This window comes from Mogibacterium neglectum (genome assembly GCF_030644205.1).
GTDB lineage: Bacteria > Bacillota > Clostridia > Peptostreptococcales > Anaerovoracaceae > Mogibacterium > Mogibacterium neglectum.
Genome location: NZ_CP128647.1, coordinates 1,058,212 through 1,073,322 on the forward strand (window position 1 = coordinate 1,058,212; position 15,111 = coordinate 1,073,322).

18 protein-coding genes are annotated in these 15,111 nt (G+C 39.9%); 2 read left to right on the forward strand and 16 right to left on the reverse strand.

What is annotated here, in order from left to right:
• Positions 1–28: 28 nt before the first annotated feature.
• Complete coding sequence (locus QU661_RS04965) at positions 29–1,411, reverse strand: Na+/H+ antiporter NhaC family protein (RefSeq protein ID WP_304989161.1); 1,383 nt, start codon at positions 1,409–1,411, stop codon at positions 29–31.
• Positions 1,412–1,902: 491 nt separating this feature from the next.
• On the opposite strand from QU661_RS04965, the gene thiT reads away from it, so the two are divergent.
• On the forward strand, positions 1,903–2,541 hold the full coding sequence (gene thiT / locus QU661_RS04970; protein WP_304989162.1) for an energy-coupled thiamine transporter ThiT: 639 nt from the start codon (positions 1,903–1,905) through the stop codon (positions 2,539–2,541).
• Positions 2,531–3,154, forward strand: a complete 624-nt coding sequence (locus QU661_RS04975) for a Maf family protein (RefSeq protein WP_304989163.1) — start codon at positions 2,531–2,533, stop codon at positions 3,152–3,154. Before thiT ends, QU661_RS04975 begins: the two co-directional genes overlap by 11 nt.
• Before the next feature lie 47 nt (positions 3,155–3,201).
• Here QU661_RS04975 and QU661_RS04980 read toward each other — a convergent pair whose 3' ends face one another.
• The 15 genes from QU661_RS04980 to QU661_RS05050 form a co-directional block, all read right to left on the reverse strand.
• Positions 3,202–3,759 (reverse strand): thiamine phosphate synthase, encoded by a 558-nt coding sequence (locus QU661_RS04980; RefSeq protein WP_304989164.1) that lies wholly within the window; start codon positions 3,757–3,759, stop codon positions 3,202–3,204.
• Positions 3,746–4,969, reverse strand: a complete 1,224-nt coding sequence (thiH, locus tag QU661_RS04985; protein WP_304989165.1) for a 2-iminoacetate synthase ThiH — start codon at positions 4,967–4,969, stop codon at positions 3,746–3,748. Before thiH ends, QU661_RS04980 begins: the two co-directional genes overlap by 14 nt.
• A gap of 3 nt (positions 4,970–4,972) precedes the next feature.
• Positions 4,973–5,737: a thiazole synthase gene (locus tag QU661_RS04990; protein WP_304989166.1), complete on the reverse strand. Its 765-nt coding sequence runs from the start codon at positions 5,735–5,737 to the stop codon at positions 4,973–4,975.
• A gap of 102 nt (positions 5,738–5,839) precedes the next feature.
• The gene (thiF, locus tag QU661_RS04995; protein ID WP_304989167.1) at positions 5,840–6,502 is read right to left on the reverse strand and encodes a sulfur carrier protein ThiS adenylyltransferase ThiF; all 663 of its coding nucleotides are present in this window, start codon (positions 6,500–6,502) and stop codon (positions 5,840–5,842) included.
• Between the two features lie 3 nt (positions 6,503–6,505).
• Positions 6,506–6,703: a sulfur carrier protein ThiS gene (thiS, locus tag QU661_RS05000; protein WP_304989168.1), complete on the reverse strand. Its 198-nt coding sequence runs from the start codon at positions 6,701–6,703 to the stop codon at positions 6,506–6,508.
• A gap of 638 nt (positions 6,704–7,341) precedes the next feature.
• Positions 7,342–9,081: a proton-conducting transporter transmembrane domain-containing protein gene (locus tag QU661_RS05005; RefSeq protein WP_304989169.1), complete on the reverse strand. Its 1,740-nt coding sequence runs from the start codon at positions 9,079–9,081 to the stop codon at positions 7,342–7,344.
• Positions 9,068–9,274, reverse strand: a complete 207-nt coding sequence (locus QU661_RS05010) for a hypothetical protein (RefSeq protein ID WP_304989170.1) — start codon at positions 9,272–9,274, stop codon at positions 9,068–9,070. The genes QU661_RS05005 and QU661_RS05010 overlap by 14 nt, the downstream gene beginning before the upstream one ends.
• Complete coding sequence (locus tag QU661_RS05015; RefSeq protein WP_304989171.1) at positions 9,268–10,785, reverse strand: monovalent cation/H+ antiporter subunit D family protein; 1,518 nt, start codon at positions 10,783–10,785, stop codon at positions 9,268–9,270. The genes QU661_RS05010 and QU661_RS05015 overlap by 7 nt, the downstream gene beginning before the upstream one ends.
• Positions 10,782–12,257 (reverse strand): complex I subunit 5 family protein, encoded by a 1,476-nt coding sequence (locus QU661_RS05020; protein WP_304989172.1) that lies wholly within the window; start codon positions 12,255–12,257, stop codon positions 10,782–10,784. The genes QU661_RS05015 and QU661_RS05020 overlap by 4 nt, the downstream gene beginning before the upstream one ends.
• On the reverse strand, positions 12,254–12,637 hold the full coding sequence (locus tag QU661_RS05025; RefSeq protein WP_273138765.1) for a sodium:proton antiporter: 384 nt from the start codon (positions 12,635–12,637) through the stop codon (positions 12,254–12,256). Before QU661_RS05025 ends, QU661_RS05020 begins: the two co-directional genes overlap by 4 nt.
• Positions 12,603–13,406, reverse strand: a complete 804-nt coding sequence (gene mbhE, locus QU661_RS05030; protein ID WP_304989173.1) for a hydrogen gas-evolving membrane-bound hydrogenase subunit E — start codon at positions 13,404–13,406, stop codon at positions 12,603–12,605. Before mbhE ends, QU661_RS05025 begins: the two co-directional genes overlap by 35 nt.
• Positions 13,406–13,648, reverse strand: coding sequence for a Na(+)/H(+) antiporter subunit B (locus tag QU661_RS05035; protein WP_273068191.1), 243 nt, complete (start codon positions 13,646–13,648; stop codon positions 13,406–13,408). The genes mbhE and QU661_RS05035 overlap by 1 nt, the downstream gene beginning before the upstream one ends.
• Positions 13,649–14,005: a monovalent cation/H(+) antiporter subunit G gene (gene mnhG / locus QU661_RS05040; protein WP_304989174.1), complete on the reverse strand. Its 357-nt coding sequence runs from the start codon at positions 14,003–14,005 to the stop codon at positions 13,649–13,651. It lies immediately after the preceding gene.
• Complete coding sequence (locus QU661_RS05045) at positions 14,005–14,265, reverse strand: MrpF/PhaF family protein (RefSeq protein WP_304989175.1); 261 nt, start codon at positions 14,263–14,265, stop codon at positions 14,005–14,007. Before QU661_RS05045 ends, mnhG begins: the two co-directional genes overlap by 1 nt.
• Positions 14,258–14,812, reverse strand: coding sequence for a Na+/H+ antiporter subunit E (locus tag QU661_RS05050; RefSeq protein WP_304989176.1), 555 nt, complete (start codon positions 14,810–14,812; stop codon positions 14,258–14,260). Before QU661_RS05050 ends, QU661_RS05045 begins: the two co-directional genes overlap by 8 nt.
• Positions 14,813–15,111 lie beyond the last annotated feature (299 nt).

Below are 15,111 nucleotides of genomic sequence, written 5' to 3' on the forward strand. Positions count from 1 at the left end.
TGTGTCAATACTAAATAATACCTGTCATCTACTGTTTTTCAACTTCGTGTTCTGGCTTCATATGCTCCCAGTTCCATTCTCCTTTACACACAATCCTATTATACGCAGGAACCATTACTGAGATTAGCGACATGATGCCTAGAACTATCAGATACCAGTTGTATGGAATCATACTTGTCGGATTTACTGCATTCTTGGTCAAGCTGGCGATTAGAAGGAACTGTGCCCCGTACGGAATGAAACCCTGCATTATACATGAGAATATATCGAGAAACGAGGCTGTTCTTCTAGGATCAATCTTATACTTCTCGGCAATTTCTCTGGCAATCTCACCAGTAACGATAATCGCTACTGTATTGTTAGCTGTTGCAGCATCTGTTAAAGCTGTTAGTGCCGCGATTCCTACAGATGCAGATTTAGGGCCTTTGAAAAGCTTGCTCGTCTTATCTATAATCCACTTAAGACCACCGTAATGCTTAGTAAGTTCTGCAAGACCACCTACAAACATGGATAGAATAAACACTTCAATCATACCCTGATATCCAGCCCAGATTTTAGCTGCAACTTCCATAAGACCGATAGCACCAGTTCCAACACCTACTGCTGAAGCGCTGAGAATTCCGATAATCAGTACAGCGAACACATTGAGTCCTAATAACGCTAGTCCGAGAACAAGAACGTATGGTACTACCTTTATCAAGTTATAATCTAGATTTTCAGTTACAGTACCACCCTTGCTAAAGATAATCATGAGCACGAGTGAAATAAACGCTGAAGGTATAGAAATCCAAGCATTAGTTCTAAACTTGTCCTTAAGGTCTACTCCCTGAGTCCTTGTAGCAGCAATTGTCGTGTCGGAAATCATAGATAGATTATCTCCAAACATCGCACCTGTGAGAACAGCAGCGACAACGAATGACATATTAAGGTCTGCTGTCTTAGCCATCTGATATGCGATTGGCACTATAGCTCCAACGGTACCCATTGAAGTGCCAGTAGCAGTGGATAGGAACGCTGCTATTACGAAAATTCCTGGAACAATGAACCTAGGAGGGATAATCGTTAGTCCAAGATTTGCTGTAGAGGAAACTCCTCCCATTGCACCCGCAACAGAAGAAAATGCTCCAGCTAAGAGGAATATCATGAGCATCGTCATAATATTTTCATCACCAGCACCTCTTGCAAATAGCTTAAAATTATTGTCGATTCCCGTCTTGTGATACATTAAAAAAGCCAGTATAACGGCAATTGTCATAGCGACTACAGAAGGAAACTGGTAAAATGCCATCTCTACACCCTTGGAATGCAGGACAATTCCAACACCCAGGTAGATAACAATAAAGAAAAGAAGTGGAATTAACGCCAAGCCACTTGCTTCTCTTTCCCTATGAAGTTTAACTTGTTCTTTCATTAAAATACCTCAGTAACTAGTTCATTATAAAAGTAACATATTAAAGCTTTTACTCATCTAATAAAAACGTTATCTTTTATTTTACACAAAATCACACTTTCTTACACAGTTTATTTGTATTTTTCTTTGTATTTTAAGTACTTTATATATAGCTTTGTAAGTGTATCATTAAATTTAAAACATCAATTGCATCACTCAAATGTTACAATCATAGTAATTAATATTTCAGTTCATACAATAATGAAGAAACGAAAACAAGTAACACATATAAAATTTATCGTATTGCAATATCATTTGTTGCAATATACAATGAGTAAATAAACAAAATATTGCTGGGGGAGCGATAGCTGAGAGTTGCTTCACTTACGTATAAAATCGGTCATTTTATACACTAAGATGAAGCGAGACCCTTCTACCCTGCGGATAATGCCGTAGCGGGAAGCTGGCTAGAATACAAAAGCACCCCCTCCTGCATTATAGGAGGCTTTTTTATGACTTTACAGAGTTTTGTTGAATCAAGAGTTGGTCAGGTATTGATTGTATTTATAATCATCCTATTACTATGCTTAATAACAGTTAGCGGGAAATCAAAGAGTGATAACAAAAAAATCGACGTTAAAGCACTCACTGTTTCATCTCTACTAATTGCGATTGCGATGGTGCTATCTAACATCAAGATATTTACAATGCCACAAGGGGGATCGATCACACTGTTCTCCCTACTACCAATATCTGTTATCACTTACCTATACGGCACTAAACGTGGTGTAACTGCAGGTGTTGCTCTAGGCCTTGTAAATCTAATATTCGGGCCTTACGTAATTCACCCTCTTCAGCTACTGCTCGACTATCCAATTGCTTTCGGTGCACTCGGTCTCGGCGGTGCACTACGTGACAGCAAAAATGGCCTGACTAAAGTATATCTTACAGGTGTATTTGCAAGATATTTCTGCGCAGTTGCATCAGGTATCATCTTCTTCGGATCATATGCACCATCTGAATTTAACGCTGTCACTTGGTCTATCTGGTACAATCTCACATACCTAGCAGCAGAAGCAGCTATTACGGTTGTTGTAATCAATATGCCACCGGTTAAAGCTATTTTTGAGAAGATGAAGAATGATAACTAAAGAGAATAATCCGCTATTAGATCGATATGATAGAGTCATTCTCGCATCAAAGTCCCCACGCAGATTGGACATACTGAGAGAGCATGGCGTTGAACCAATTATAAAGTATGGAAATGCTGACGAATCACTACCAAAGGGTATATCATTTACAGATGCAGTGACGATGCTTTCCGAGAGAAAAGCTATGGCAGCACTAGAACTTCCAGATATATTAGGACTTAAAGGCAAATCGATACTTATAGCTTCGGACACTATCGTCTATAAAGACATTATCATGGGCAAGCCGCACGATAACGAGGATGCTTTTAATATGCTGGCATCTCTACGAAATGATACCCATTACGTGGCTACTGGTGTCACACTCATCGACATTATTGACGGAGCTCCTCAGATCGATGACATATGCTCGTTTGCCGAAGTTACGGAGATCATCTGCTGTGATTATGCAGATGAAGATATATGGGCATATATAAAGACTGGTGAACCTGCTGATAAGGCTGGTGCATACGCTATCCAAGGTGGTTTTAGAAAATATATCAGAGAGTTTAGAGGCGATTACGAGAATGTCGTTGGACTACCTTATAATAGGATAATCAGCGAGCTTAATAAATAACATCAACGTAAATGGGGCTACACATTTCATATGCTAGCCCCACTTTTTTATAGCTTCATATAAAACGACATCTGACATGCCCCACTTGCTCCAGCAGAGGCAACCTCCTCTATATTGAACTCATCGATTCCACCTATCGCATATACTGGTACATCAACTTGCTCTACTATACTTGTCAAGAAGTCTATACCACGTCCCGGAAGCCCTTTCTTGCATTCAGTATCATAGATATGACCAGCAATTATTGCATCTACATCAGAGTTGTTTATTCTAATCGCCTCATTTATGGAATGAACTGAAACCCAGACCGATAAACCGTACAATTCCCCAACATTAGACTCGTAATAAGGGGACGATAATTGAACTGGTATACCGAGTTCGCGCGCAACCCCATAATACTTGTTCACTATCAATCTCACAGAATGCATATCACAGAGTAATTTAACTTTATATGCTAGTTCTCTATATTCGGCTTCAGAAAGATCTTTTTCTCTAAGTATCAAGAAATTCGGCTTCGAAATTGTAAAAACTATCTTAAGCTGTTCATAAAGCGACCTATCTGTTAAGTGGCGATTCGTTACACAGATTTTTTTAAACGTACACATAATCATTCATGACCGGCTGCATGCCGTGCTCCTTAAGAGCCTTACAGATTTCATCGACGGATCTTCCGTCTGCAATTTCAAACTGATTATCACCAGAACTCGTTTCATCGTCGCTATGGCTACCGATTCCAGTATCCACACCTGCTGAGATTTTTGTAGCAGTTATACCCATGACATTATCTCTGAATCCTGCCCTCTCACGAGTTGAAATGGTCATCGCTGCAAACGGAAGAAAAAGCCTATACGCGGAGATAACTTGAAGCAGTTGGCGCTCCCCCACCTTCTCATTATTCTGGTTCGGAGTGAACATCGCTCCTTCATCGTTATTGCTAATGATAGGTCTCAGTCTTGGACATGACAGCGAAATCTCTGCCCATGGATACTTGCGCTGAATTAGATATGCATGAAGACCAGTAGCTAAAGCATCTTTTCTAAAATTATCAAGTCCTAGAAGTGCCGCAAATCCCACACCCCTCATACCGCCCATAAGAGCTCTTTCCTGGGCATTAAACCTATATGGAAAAACCCTCTTGTGTCCAGCTAGGTGAAGCCTCTCATATTCATCGGAATTATACGTCTCTTGAAAGACAGTTACGTAGTCAGCTCCGCACGACTTTAGATACGCATACTCATCCGAGTTCATCGGATATACCTCAACACCGATATTCTTAAAGTATTTTCGTCCTATTTTGCACGCCTCACCGATATATTCGATATCTGATTTACTCCTGCTCTCACCTGTTAAAAGCAGTATCTCTTCCAGCCCAGTTTTTGCGATAGCCTTCATCTCCTTTTCTATCTCATCCGAGCATAGCCTTGCCCTATGAATTTTATTATGGCAATTGAAACCACAGTATACGCAGTAATTCTCGCAGTAATTCGATATGTATAACGGGGTAAAGAGATTTACGACATTACCGAAGTGTTTTCTCCTCTCGAGGTGTGCCTTCTCGGCGATTTGTTCTAGGTATTTATCAGCTGCGGGAGATAGCAGTGCTTTGAAATTCTCGATAGTGCAGATATCAGACTTAATAGCGCGCACTACATCCGCTTCGCTGTAATCTAAAGGGTTATACGAATTCATCTCGGCAATAACCCTGTCAAAAATATCATGAGGAATAATCTCCATTCCGTCCATATACGCCATGCAATCGGTGCGTGTTCTCACCTCTTCACCACAGTATGTATTCATGTACTTATCATCATTCATGCTCTATTCCTCCAAAAATCCAGTGAGAGGAGACGAGGCAACTCCACCGTCCTTTACGATGCGCCCAAGACCAGCAAGATAAGCCGCCCTGCCTGCCTTAATGGCATTTCCAAATGCTCCTGCCATTCCCGCTACATCCTTTGCTGTCGCAATTGCCGTATTAGCCATAATCGCACTTACCCCCATCTCCATAGCTTCACAAGCCTGAGACGGTGAACCTATACCTGCATCTACGATGATTGGGATGTCAATCTCATCAACGAGAATCTTAATCATATCCTTAGTTACTAATCCTCTATTTGAACCAATTGGTGCAGCCAGTGGCATAATAGTCGCAGCACCCGCATTTACAAGATCTCTTGCAACATTGAGATCTGGATACATGTATGGCATCGCAATAAATCCTTCTTTTGCCAAAACTTCCGTAGCTCGTATGGTCTCATAATTATCCGGGAACAGATACTTTGAATCCTTGATGACTTCAATCTTAATGAAGTCACCGCATCCCAGCTCCCTAGCGAGCCTTGCTATTCTGACCGCCTCTTCAGAATTTCTTGCTCCAGACGTGTTAGGAAGCAGTGTTACATGGTCTGGAATATACTCAAGGATATTCTGAACATCGGTATTAGCTCTTCTGACCGAGAGAGTAATCATCTCTGCCCCCGCCTGTTCAACGGCAGCTTGTATCAACTCCACATCGTATTTGCCAGAACCAAGTATGAATCTGGAATCAAATTCATAACCACCAATCACTAATTTATCATTCATTATGTGCTCCTTTTATTTTTAAAGCTCCTACTTATACGTATAATCAAAATCCCTTTATCCTAATTACATCTCAATGTATCTCAATTCCACATTAAATCTCTATTAAATATTATCCACTCCTAGAATCTGCCCTATTACGATATTCGCCTGATGACCTGCACAGATAGAAACCCTTGGTGCCATTAGTCCAATGCCACTATCGACATCGGTGCATTCATCTCCACAAATGAATAACCTGTCCATGATACGTCTGGACTTTATTTCATTTGCGCTGTCATATCCAGCCATTCCAGATCCTGATATCACGATTGGGCCATAGTCAATTGACAGTAGTGAATCGATAAGCATCGCTTTTGACTCCGCCCCATCAAATGCCTCGCACACGATGTCATAACTTCCTAATATCTCATCGCAGTTATCCGCTACTACACGAACACAGTCGGTGGTTACTTTCATGTAAGGGTTTATCTCCATGAGGATTTCTTTTATAGCATCAACTTTTCGCGAACCAATATGCTTAACGGTATATGCCTGCCTGTTCAGATTAGTTATATCTACGATATCGAAATCAACAATATGAAGGTGTCCAATTCCGCTCCTAGCGAGCATAACTGCGATATTTGAACCGAGACCACCTGCACCTGCAATTGCTACGCTTGCAAGCTTTAGATTCTGATGGATATCCGGTGAAAATCTATCGTCCTTAGCTTTTTCAAGCTCATTTACACTTGGCACCTTCGGAGTATACGGTTTCAAAATCCCCATTGTTTAACCTCCTCCCATAAAACAAACTATTTCTATCTTGTCACCGTCATTAATTAGAGTATCTGCATAATTTTTCTTAGGTACAATCTCACCGAGCCTCTCTACTGCAATACGCGATGTGTTGTATGAGAGCGATATCACGAGATTTTGTATGGTCATACCGGAAAAGTATTCAATTTCCTTGCCGTTTACCTTAATCAAAGTCTCACCACCTTTCATAGTAGATTTTATAATTCACCTGATTCCTTGGCCTTTTAATTAGCTACCGTCATAAGTTATGTAACCATATGGCAACAAAAAAAGGTCATACGAAGCTTTACACCCAAGGTGGTGTACCCCCTCGTATGACCTTGCATACTCTACCTTTAATTATAAGTGACAGAGTTTTATTGTCAATAAAAAACTAGGATTTAAACTATTTTAATTACTAATAGGTCATCCTTTATTGATTAAAATAAAGTCTAAGATATGCCCCATACAATATGATAATATTTAGTTAAATATAAATAATCTAATTAATATCTAAGAAAGGGAAATCATGCGTAATGACAATTTAAAGTTAATTTTAGGACTTGTATGCATTTGCTTGCTTTCTACACCAATAAGCACCTTTATCTCAGACCATATTAACGTGACAACTGATGAATTCTCTATAAGTAGAATTACAAATTTTGCATGGAGTATCCGAATTGCTTGCCTTATTTTGGCAATGTATTTCTTATTCAATGATAATAATAAGAAATAACTTACATATTGGATAAAACATTCTATTATCATTCAGCATCAAAGACAAAAACCAGTTGCTATGCAAAGCAACTGGTTTGTACTATACAATTAATCTAGTTGATGTAAATCATCGCAATCATCAGAATCAGCGCAAACATCGAAACCGATATCTCAATTACGACTCCGATATCGCGATCTTCATTCTCGAACGAAATATTTCTAATAGCACTATTTCTTGAGTTCTCTGTCCATTTATACGGATTCCCTAGTCTCTCGCCAAGGAAATGCACGAAGTTCAGCGATTTACTGTCTGCCCATGCCGTGAACCTATTAAGACCAACTGAAACGCAATTAACGAACTTTGCCAGTGGCTTTCTGAAGAACCAGTCAAAATCTAATGAAAGCTCATCGTGCGGAAGCATCTTAACTCTGAAAATCCAGAACACTAGTGTAGCCCCAGCAAATAGTATCATGTACTCTAGGATATGACCAATGTTAAACGGATTTACATCTATCTTGTACGGCATAATCCTAAAGAGAAGAGACGGATATACACCCAGAATTATACATCCTGAAGCTCCTAGAACCATACCTATCTTCATACACATAGGTATCGGCTTTACCTCGAATTCACTTCTAGCCTTACCGAAGAACACGAACCAGTTCACCTTTAATGCTACAGAGAGCCAGGTTCCAATTGATGTCACGGTAAGTAAAAGTGCTGCCGTCTCATGTCCACCAAGGTTGACTGCGTGCATAATAATACTTTTGGAAGCAAATCCATTCAAAAATGGTATACCTGCAATGGATAGAGATGCAATGAGGAAAGTCCATGCTGTAATCGGCATTTTCTTACTTAGTCCACCTAATTCTGTAATTTTTCTCTTCCCCGTCGCCATTATAACTGCACCTGAGCACATCATAAGTACACCTTTGTATAAGATATTATTGAACGCATGAGATACGGCTCCATCGATTCCCCATGCTCCGCCTATAGCAAGTGCTGCAACCATATAGCCGAGCTGCGACATAATATGATAGCTGAACAGTCTGCGAAGATCATTTTCTAGGAAAGCCATCAACACGCCGTATAGCGCCATAAACACACCAACGTACACAAGCGCTTCAGTGCCAGAAAAAATCCTTATCATGGCATATATGCCTAGCTTGGTAGTATATCCGCACATGTATACTGTTCCTGCAATAGTAGACTCAGGATAGGAGTCGGAAATCCACGAATTAAACGGTGGAACTACTGCATTTACACCAACTCCTATTAGTATGAACCAGAATGCTGCCGAGCCACCTAAGGCAGTAAATCTAGGAATTTCAAGGGAATTCGTCTGTGCTGCATGTAGCAAGAACCCCACTAGGAGCATGTTCCCTCCAAAGGCATGCATCAGTAGATATCTAAGCGCCGACCTTGATGAACGCCTCGTATGCCTTGCATATATTAGATATGCTGCACTGAATGCAGCAACCTCCCAGAACACGATCATACTGATTACGTCACCTGCCAAAGTCGCAGATATAATGCTGCCTCCATATATAACCGAAACTCCCTTTTCCCACTTGTCCTGTATGTCAAATGAATAAATGGCGTTGATAACTGTAATTATGCCGAAGATGATTACGAACATCATTGATAATCCATCAACATGAATCATCTCTAGCTTGATACCTGGCGTAATCTGATACACCAAATTGCTACTACTATTGAGCGTGAATAATCCAAGAATTCCCGATGCTGCTGCAATAATTGAACACGGTTTTTTAAACCTATCTTGCAGAACGAGAATTAGCATCCCAATTAGAATCATAAGGAGTCCTGGGTGAAAACTATTTATCATCATCAGTCCTCCCTTCCAAATGAGATGTATCTAAAGAGGCAGTCTGGAGAAGCTCTATCTCTTCGTGTATTTCTACTCTCTCGTAATAATTTACATCTCGGCGTAAAAGTTTATTTAAAACAACCTTACTCGTAAACACTAGTACCAACGAGCCTACAAGAGCGAGGATGATGTAATGTAATATCTCATTTAACATAATACACCTCCTGCAGGGGCAAACACTGCCTCACCCGTACTCATCGCAAGGTCTAGCAGATGAAGTCCGAAGTTTGGTGCCACACCTAGTAGCACTGATACAGTCGCTGTAATCAGTAATGGAACTAGCATCATTTTGCTGGATTCGCCGTACGTGCTGAACTCTGGATTCACTGGTTCTCTCTTAAAAGCGATAAGCACAACTGGCATCAGATATGTGAGCGCCAAGATTGCACTTACAATAAGTGTTGCGCCAAAGAGCAGCTGTCCTGTCTGAAGTGCACCCATTATGATGTTCGCTTTGCTGACAAATCCAATGAAAAATGGGAATCCTGCAATACCGAGCGAAGCTAATGTAAATGCGCTCATCGTAATTGGCATTCTTCTTCCAAGCCCAGCCATCTCACTTATATTCTTCTTGTGAGTAGTTACAAATATAGCACCTGCACACATAAAGAGTGTGATCTTCATAAATGCATGCGCAACAAGATGATATAGTGCCCCCGTGGTGCTTATCGGAGATAAAATAGCTATTCCGAGCACGATATATGAGAGCTGTCCTATAGTTGAAAAAGCAAGCCTAGCCTTTAGATTATCTTTCTTAAGCGCTATCAGTGATGATATTAAAATTGTTAATACTGCCATCCATGCCAGTATGGTTGCTCCACCACACTCTCTAGCTAGTTTAGGTCCAAATACATATAGCACCACCCTGAGTGTTGCAAACGCACCTGCCTTTACGACTACTACCGCATGTAGAAGAGCACTTACAGGTGTAGGCGCAACCATGGCCGCTGGAAGCCAGCTATGAAGTGGCATAACACCAGCCTTGACGATTCCAGCTCCTATCATCATCATAAATACAACTAGTGCCCAAGGTGCTGGTAACATATTTTTATCTAGAAACCCACCTGGCTTAAAATCCATCGTCCCCGATACAGAGTACACGATTACCATAGCCGCAAAGAATATCTGTCCACTTATTAGAGTATATGCGAGATACTTTCTTCCAGATCTAGTGCCTTCAGCATCACGATAATGAACGACTAATGGATAAGTTGCAATAGTTAGTACTTCGAAGAAGATGAAGAATGTTATCATGTTTGCCGCAAAGCATATCCCCATTGCAGCTGACAGGCACATTGCAAAAGATGCATAATATCCAGTCTGATTTTTCTCGCCATGACCTCGCATGTATCCAACAGAGTATATCGATGTCAGGAGCCATAGCGTCGATGCACTACATGCAAAAACGATTCCTGCTGTATCCACATTAAAAGCAAAAACTACATCATCTACTATTCTAAATAAATTTAACTTTATGGTATGACCGGCCAGAACAGCTGGAACCATTGAGTATACGAGAGCAATTTTAGTAATTGCAGCTATGAAGGTAATAGCCTCTCTTGCGTTTTCTTTGATATGATCTCCTAGCACATATATTAGTCCAGAATCACATAACGAGACTAGTATCGCAAGAAGCGGGCGGACATTTAAATCAATCAAATTCATATCCCTATCCCCTTCACAGTCATCATAATCACATCAATAATGCTTACGTTAAGTATTCCTATAGCAATTATTGCTACAAAACAAGTTACAATCGCAATAAGCATAGATATAGGAAGTTCACGCACTTCTCCTCCTCGTCTATCATTAAGCTCTGTCGGTTTATTAATAAAGATCCTCTCAATTAGCTTGAAGAAGTAAATTGCATTTAGCAAACTGCTAAGTACGAGCACCGCTAAATACACAAATTGATGATTCTGTACTGCCCCTAGCGCAATGTACCATTTACTGAAGAAACCAGCGGTAGGTGGTATTCCAATCATCGAGAGTGATGCTAAAACGATAAGAGCAGATGTAATAGGCATCTTCTTGTAAATCCTACCGAAGCTCGAAATCTCAAAGTTTCCGAATCTGTATCTGATTGCCGCGGAGCTGAAGAAAAGTCCACTCTTCATAAACACATGTCCAATCAAATGTAAGAATGCTCCAGCAAGTGCATAGGAATTCCCTATTGAAAAGCCGAGTGTAATATACCCGATCTGAGCAATGGATGAATATGCGAATATCTTTCTAATATCCTCCTGTGCCATAGCTCTAATCGACCCATATATAATACCAATGCAAGAGAGCACACCGATTATAGTTAGAAACAAATTAAAATACTTGAAATCTGTACCGTAGATAATATACAGATACCTAAACAAAGCCAGCGCTGGAATCTTTCCCATTATACCGACGATCAGTGGTCTAGAACCTGGTTCAGCGTGTGCGTAAGCCGATGGCTGCCAGCCGTGGAACGGGAACATCGGCATCTTGATACCAAAAGCGCCGATAAAGAGGCACATGGAGACAGTCATTTGAACTGTATAGTCCTGAGAGTCCAAAATGCTTCTCATATCGGTCATATTCAGTGTCCCAGTTGATGCATATAGTATTCCAACACCGAGCAAGTACATGGTAGCTGCAACTGTGCCCACCAGAAGGTATCTAAAAGATGCTACTATTCCCCTGCTGCCACCTAGAGCAATCAAACAATAACCAGAAAGTGAAGTAATCTCTAGAAATACGTATAGATTAAATACGTCGCCAGTTAGCGTCATACCACACATTCCGACTATTAACAAACCTATAAGAGCATATGCCCCACCTATGACCTTACGTTCATTAGTAACTTCAAAATTCATGGCATAGAGCACTGTAACAAATCCGAGGAGCAGAATTATCAAAACAATAATTGCACCGATTGAGTCGATATAAAATTCGATACCGTACGGTGCTTTATAGCCTCCAAATGTATAGCGAATCACGCCATGATTTATAACACTTGATAGTAGCTTTATTGAGCAAATAAATGCAGCAAATATCGAAATTGCAACCGCATTTCTTCCTAAGTGCTTATGTATCTTAGATAGTGGGAGCGACAATAGCGCACTTATTAGTGGCAGTAAAATAATAATTATTGGAAGATCATTCATTTGAAACGGTTCTCCCTCCTTATTATATCGTCCTCTTCTATGCTACCATACTTTTCTTTAATTCTAGTTAATAACGCAAGTCCAACACCAGTAGTACCTAAGCTTACAACGATTGCTGTTAGCATTAGTCCGTGGGGAATTGGGTTAACATATTTATCAGCATTAACTATTGTATCTAGGGCAACAGGAATAGTTCCACCTTTCTTCTGCGCAAAGCATAGGTAGAAAAATATTACCGCCACCTGCATGATATTCATACAAATGAGTTTCTTCATGTAGTTCTTACACGAAATCATTCCGTAAACTCCAAGTAACAAAAGTAGTAGAGTTAAAAAATAAATTCCTTTACTTGCCAGAAGTCCATTTATCTGTGTCATCATCAAATCTTACCCTCTTCATAATCGCATTGAGAATCGTGATAATAGTGCCCATTACTCCGATTGTTACGCCTATCTCAACAAGCAGAATCCCAATCGCATGTCGTTCTGCAGCATGTACTGGAATTGGTAGATATGTGTAATCCATGAATGAGCCTCCGTTGAACATCGGAACAACTCCTGTCATCACATATATCAAAACACCAATGCCAGCAATACTAGCCGAATTTTTACCTGTCATCATGAATAAATTCTTCTTATCGGGAATTACTAGAATATCAATGATATACGTCAATGCAATGAGCGCCCCAGATTGGAATCCTCCACCGAGGCTGATTTCTCCATGAAATAGCACATAAAATGCATATATCAATATGAGTGGTTCAATGAGTGTAATCATGACATCCTTATTGATAGTCTTATATGCGGGAGCTCCGAGCTTGTAACGGTGGCCAAAATATCTCTTCGGTTCTACAATCCTATTCTTTGCCTTTGGTCTACTCGCCAGAATCATAATTACCCCGATTCCGGCTAAAAACATAACCGTCGTCTCGAACATAGTATCAAAGGCACGGTAGTCCACAATCATAGCAGTAACCATGTTGGGAGAGTTTGTGTCCTGTACTGAATGCTCTATGTAGTATTTTGAAACGTGGAGCGCAGGCGCAGAATCTATATCCCCAATATCTGGTAACACATCAATCTTAGAAACGAGCACAAAGAGTAGCAGTATCGATGCAATCAAAAAAGTCACATTAATATATTTGCGCATTACTTACACCGCCTATCTATGCTCTTCAGTGTCATTATAAAGTAAATAGTTGATATGACACCGATTACAGCCTCTGTAAATGCTACATCAGGTGCACCCATTATAATGTATAGGAACATCGTTACAAAGCTGAATGCGCAGTACACTACAACCACTGACACTAGATCTTTATCAAATATAATCACTAGAGTAATAGATATTAAAGTCAGTAGTAGAAGTGCCTCTACAAGAAATGAACTCATCTATCTACCCTCCTTTTCCGCTATGTTATTGTCGTCATTCACTCCAATATGTCTCTTATGGTTGTAATCATGATAATTCTTGGCATGAATCGATGTAAGCATAATCAAATTTGTTCCGAGAGGATTCGTAAGAAGTAATAAAAAGAATATGATAAATACCTTTAATGACAGCAATGTCCATCCGGTATACACCATTATTCCGATTGTCATCATCAACGCTCCGAAGGTCTCTCCTACGCCAGAAGCATGAAGCCTAGTAAAAAAGTCTGGAAACCTTATTACACCAACTGCAGCTGTAGCCATAAGCACAAAGCCGAAGGAGATAATGGCAATTGCCATGATATTTTGTATACTCATTACCTTCTACCTCCTATGAATTTAGCGAGAATTACGGTTGTAACGAACCCTAAAATCGCATAGCTAAGTGCTATATCTATGTGCATATCCATTCTGTTGTCAATTAAGCCAACGACTAAAATCAGCATAACGATATTCGTATTTATAACGAATAAAGCATTTAGCTTATCGTATACAGTCTTCCCTATTAACATCGTTATAACCATCACTATAACGATTGCGAGAAGACCTGCAAGTAGAGCTATAAAAAAGTTATGCATTATACTTCTTTCTCCTTCTCTTGAATCGTTTAGATGTCAGTTCAACGACTTCCTTCTCGGTGAAATCGTAATCAGTAACCACATCGATTGCCTTGTAATCGATAGTCTCTCCATAGAGTTTTGCAATACGCTTCTGCATAGATCCATCTAGTAACCCATCGGCAAACTCGCGGTTGAGAGCGTGAACAGAAAAAACACCGCTATCATAGATATCGATGGTTACAGTTCCAGGTGTCAATGTGATTGAATTTGCGAGAATTGCCCTTGCTGCCGGATTGTCGTAATCCGCCTTAAACCAAACCACAAGCGGATCAATTTTCATGTTAGGAGATAATACGATTTTAGAAACATCTATCGCACTCTTAACCACCTCTTTGATAAGCCATAGGAAATAGATTATCAGTTTTGGATAATTAGCATGCAAAATAAAATATGTTCGATTAGATTTAAGCCCTCCGATGCGCAGAGAACCTACTACGAAACATGAAATCAAAAACGAGGAAACACATCCATAAATTATAAATTTAACTGTAAATATTCCTGACATCACGATCCACAGGAGTAATAACAAGCCATAGACCTCGAAAAAATTGAGGTATGGGTTGCTAGCCAGATGCCGGTCGCGAAAGAATTCCCTCATCTTTGCTTTAACCTTTCATTTGTAAAATTGATTGAATTGATAAGACATATTTTAGTATACATGATTATTGATAACCTTTAAAGGCTTTTGGTCTATTAACCATACATTATTGTATTATTTATCTTTTCGAGCTTAAAAATGTTCATAACCCGGTATTTCATCATCATTTCAATTGCAAACAACTGTTCGAAATGGTATAATGTAAT

Coding starts and splice junctions, on each gene's coding strand:
- QU661_RS05015 (WP_304989171.1), bottom strand. CDS start 10,785: ATGAATTTGATTGATTTAAATGTCCGCCCGCTTCTTGCGATACTAGTC.
- mbhE (WP_304989173.1), bottom strand. CDS start 13,406: ATGCGCAAATATATTAATGTGACTTTTTTGATTGCATCGATACTGCTA.
- QU661_RS04990 (WP_304989166.1), bottom strand. CDS start 5,737: ATGAATGATAAATTAGTGATTGGTGGTTATGAATTTGATTCCAGATTC.
- QU661_RS05045 (WP_304989175.1), bottom strand. CDS start 14,265: ATGCATAACTTTTTTATAGCTCTACTTGCAGGTCTTCTCGCAATCGTT.
- QU661_RS04965 (WP_304989161.1), bottom strand. CDS start 1,411: ATGAAAGAACAAGTTAAACTTCATAGGGAAAGAGAAGCAAGTGGCTTG.
- QU661_RS05050 (WP_304989176.1), bottom strand. CDS start 14,812: ATGTCAGGAATATTTACAGTTAAATTTATAATTTATGGATGTGTTTCC.
- QU661_RS05010 (WP_304989170.1), bottom strand. CDS start 9,274: ATGTTAAATGAGATATTACATTACATCATCCTCGCTCTTGTAGGCTCG.
- thiT (WP_304989162.1), top strand. CDS start 1,903: ATGACTTTACAGAGTTTTGTTGAATCAAGAGTTGGTCAGGTATTGATT.
- thiH (WP_304989165.1), bottom strand. CDS start 4,969: ATGAATGATGATAAGTACATGAATACATACTGTGGTGAAGAGGTGAGA.
- mnhG (WP_304989174.1), bottom strand. CDS start 14,005: ATGAGTATACAAAATATCATGGCAATTGCCATTATCTCCTTCGGCTTT.
- thiF (WP_304989167.1), bottom strand. CDS start 6,502: ATGGGGATTTTGAAACCGTATACTCCGAAGGTGCCAAGTGTAAATGAG.
- QU661_RS04975 (WP_304989163.1), top strand. CDS start 2,531: ATGATAACTAAAGAGAATAATCCGCTATTAGATCGATATGATAGAGTC.
- QU661_RS04980 (WP_304989164.1), bottom strand. CDS start 3,759: ATGTGTACGTTTAAAAAAATCTGTGTAACGAATCGCCACTTAACAGAT.
- QU661_RS05025 (WP_273138765.1), bottom strand. CDS start 12,637: ATGATGACACAGATAAATGGACTTCTGGCAAGTAAAGGAATTTATTTT.
- QU661_RS05020 (WP_304989172.1), bottom strand. CDS start 12,257: ATGAATGATCTTCCAATAATTATTATTTTACTGCCACTAATAAGTGCG.
- QU661_RS05035 (WP_273068191.1), bottom strand. CDS start 13,648: ATGAGTTCATTTCTTGTAGAGGCACTTCTACTACTGACTTTAATATCT.
- QU661_RS05005 (WP_304989169.1), bottom strand. CDS start 9,081: ATGATGATAAATAGTTTTCACCCAGGACTCCTTATGATTCTAATTGGG.